The organism is Streptomyces sp. NPDC086519 (assembly GCF_040686075.1).
In the GTDB taxonomy this organism is placed as follows: Bacteria; Actinomycetota; Actinomycetes; order Streptomycetales; family Streptomycetaceae; genus Streptomyces; species Streptomyces shenzhenensis.
The window spans coordinates 1-1847 of sequence record NZ_JBFBJL010000163.1 but is presented as its reverse complement, the minus strand read 5'-3'; the positions used below and the strand labels follow the sequence as shown (position 1 = coordinate 1847).

The window sequence follows — 1847 nt, the reverse complement described above, 5'->3', positions numbered from 1 at the left end:
GCCCCTTGCGGGGCGCTGTCCAGCCGTGGCTCGTACAGCCGCGGGCAGTCGTGCCTCCCCCAGTGCCTCAAGGGCCTGGGAGGTGCCCCCAGGGCGATGGGGGTCCCCCCCGCGCGAGCGAAGCCGAGCGTGGGGGAGGGTGGGCGCGGGCGGCACCCGGCAAGCGCCGGCAAGTGAAACCCCCGGCCCCCACTACCTCAGCACCACCGCCTGCCCCGCCACCACCAGCACCACCTGCTCGCACTCCGCCGCGAACGCCGCGTTCAGCCGCCCCAGTTCATCCCGGTAGCGCCGCCCCGACGCCGTCGCCGGCACGATCCCCGACCCCACCTCGTTGGAGACCGCGACCACCGTCCGCCGGCTCGCCCGCACCGCCTCCGTCAGCTCCCGCACCCGCTCCCGCAGCGCCTTCTCCCCGCCCGACGCCCACTCCGTGTCGTCCCACGCCCCGGCGGAGTCCATCGCGTCCGTCAGCCACAGCGACAGGCAGTCGACCAGCAGCGGCGGCCCGTCCTGCGTCAGCAACGGCACGAGGTCGCACGTCTCCGTCGTACGCCACGACCCCGGCCGCCGCTCCCGGTGGGCGGCCACCCGCTCCGCCCACTCGGTGTCCCCACCGCGCGTACCGCCGGTGGCGACGTACAGGACGTCGGGGAAGGACTCCAGCCGCCGTTCGGCCTCCACGGACTTCCCGGACCGGGCCCCGCCGAGCACCAGGGTCCGCCGCGGTACGTCGGGCACGTCCTCGTACACCCCCACCGTCAGCGTCGTCCCGTCCGGCACCGCCCGCGCCCCGGCCGCCGCCAGCCGCCGGCGCAACTCCGGCCCGGGCGGCACGTCGTGGCCGAGATGGACGGCGACGACATCCGTGGTCGGCCCGGCCGAGCCGACCGCCCGCAGCCGCGCCAGCGCGTCGGGACGCCCCACGACGTCCAGGAGCACCAGGTCGTACGAGTCCGCGCTCCCGTTCTCCAGCCCGGCCGGCGCCGCGCCCGGCGGCAGGTACAGCAGCCGTTGCCCGTCGGGGCCGGTCACCGCGTACCCGGTGCCGCCCGCGTCCATCGCCACCGCCCGCACCCGATGCCCCGTCAGCAGCGCCAGCTCCCGCCCGTCCGGCACCCGCACCGGCTGCGGCAGCCCGGCCGGCACCTCGACGGCGGGCCCGTCGTGCGGATGCGACAGCAGCACCTGCCGTACGCCCCCGAGCGACCGCCCGGCCCGCGCCGCCGCGAACGCCGCGCCGGGCGTCAGGTCGAGCAGCAGCGTCCCGTCGACGAGCAGCGAGGCGGCGGCCCGGGCATCCTCCCCTACGGCACACGAACAAGCCGCACACGGACAGCCGGGGCTGGGCAGCCCGGCAGGAGCACCGGTACCGAGCAAAGTCACTTCCACGGACCGATTCTCACCCGTCCCGACGGTTCTCGCTTCAGCCGACGCTTCCTGCGACACGCCCCGTCAGGGGCCCGGGCAACCCCCACCGGGCCCGCACATGCCCCACAACCAGCGGAGTTTTTGTCGGCGCCCTTATACGATGCCTCAGTTGGATCAAAGGGAGGCCTACATGGCGGCATGGACGTGGCGGTTCGAGAAGGCCGACGGGACGGAGGTCCAGCCCGCGGTGGAGCCCGAGGAGTTCACCACCCAGGGCGACGCCGAGTCGTGGATCGGCGAACAGTGGAAGGCCCTGCTGGCCGGCGGCGCCGACCGCGTGCGGCTCTACGAGGACGCCACCGAGATCTACGGCCCGATGAGTCTGCACGCTGACGAGTCCTGAGACGTGCCGGCGGGGGCGGGCCCCCCCCGCCCCCCCCCCCCCCCCCCCCGGGCCCCGGGCCCCCCCGCCCCAA

2 protein-coding genes are annotated in these 1847 nt (G+C 75.9%); one reads left to right on the top strand and one right to left on the bottom strand.

All coding sequences use genetic code 11. The annotated features are described in order from the left end of the window. Nucleotides 1–192: 192 nt before the first annotated feature. Nucleotides 193–1392 carry a bifunctional adenosylcobinamide kinase/adenosylcobinamide-phosphate guanylyltransferase gene (locus AB0P24_RS47820; RefSeq protein ID WP_365805770.1) on the bottom strand — a complete coding sequence of 400 codons (1200 nt, stop codon included), beginning with the start codon at nucleotides 1390–1392 and terminating at the stop codon, nucleotides 193–195. A 169-nt stretch (nucleotides 1393–1561) separates the two neighbouring features. Between AB0P24_RS47820 and AB0P24_RS47815 the strand changes: the two genes are divergently transcribed. Continuing rightward, nucleotides 1562–1774 carry a hypothetical protein gene (locus AB0P24_RS47815; RefSeq protein ID WP_365805768.1) on the top strand — a complete coding sequence of 71 codons (213 nt, stop codon included), beginning with the start codon at nucleotides 1562–1564 and terminating at the stop codon, nucleotides 1772–1774. Nucleotides 1775–1847: the final 73 nt, after the last annotated feature.